This is a genomic window from Nocardiopsis lucentensis DSM 44048 (assembly GCF_000341125.1).
Lineage (GTDB): Bacteria > Actinomycetota > Actinomycetes > Streptosporangiales > Streptosporangiaceae > Nocardiopsis > Nocardiopsis lucentensis.
In genome coordinates, this window is record NZ_ANBC01000689.1 from 1 (window position 1) to 891 (window position 891).

At 74.0% G+C, this 891-nt stretch carries 1 protein-coding gene; it reads right to left on the reverse strand.

Going from position 1 to position 891, the window contains the following annotated elements; all coding sequences use genetic code 11:
* Positions 1–155 precede the first annotated feature (155 nt).
* A partial coding sequence (locus tag D471_RS0124175; protein ID WP_017600999.1) for an SDR family oxidoreductase occupies positions 156–891 on the reverse strand: 736 nt, incomplete at its 5' end.

Below are 891 nucleotides of genomic sequence, written 5' to 3' on the forward strand. Positions count from 1 at the left end.
GTCCCAGTGCAGGGTGCCGCCTCCCGGGCCGGGCAGGTGGACGGGCCCGTTGGGGAAGCGGGCCACCTCCTCGGTGCGCAGTCGCCCGCCGTCGAGGTGCCCGGCCAGGACGCGCCCGCTGGAGGCCCCCAGGTCGACGGCGGCGTGGACGGTGCTCATCGCAGGAAGGCGGCGGCGACGCCGGAGTCGACGGGCACGTGCAGACCGGTGGTGTGCGCCAGCTCCCCGCAGGTGAGCGCGTACACCGCGTTGGCCACGTGTTCGGGCAGCACCTCGCGCCCCAGCAGTGTGCGTTTGGCGTAGAAGGCGCCGAGCTCCTCCTCGGCCACCCCGTAGACCCTGGCGCGCTGGGCTCCCCACCCCCCGGCGAAGATCCCCGAACCGCGCACCACCCCGTCGGGGTTGACGCCGTTGACGCGGATACCGTGCTCGCCCAGTTCGGCGGCGAGCAGCCGCACCTGGTGGGCCTGGTCGGCCTTGGCGGCGGAGTAGGCGACGTTGTTGGGTCCGGCGAAGACCGCGTTCTTGGAGGCGATGTAGACGATGTCGCCGCCCATACCCTGCGCGGTCATCACCCGGGCGGCCTGGCGGGAGACGAGGAAGGAGCCCTTGGCCATCACGTCGTGCTGCAGGTCCCAGTCCCGCTCGGTGGTCTCCAGCAGCGGCTTGGAGACGGACAGTCCGGCGTTGTTGACCACCAGGTCCACCCCGCCGAAGGCCAGCGCGGCGGCGTCGAAGGCGTCGGCGACCGCGTCGGCGTCGCTGACGTCGCAGCCCACGCCCACGGCCGTGTCGGCGGTGCCGAGTTCGGCGGCGGTCTCGGCGGCCCGGTCGGCGTCCAGGTCGGCGACCACCACGCACGCGCCCTCGGCGGCCAGGCGTCGGGCGATG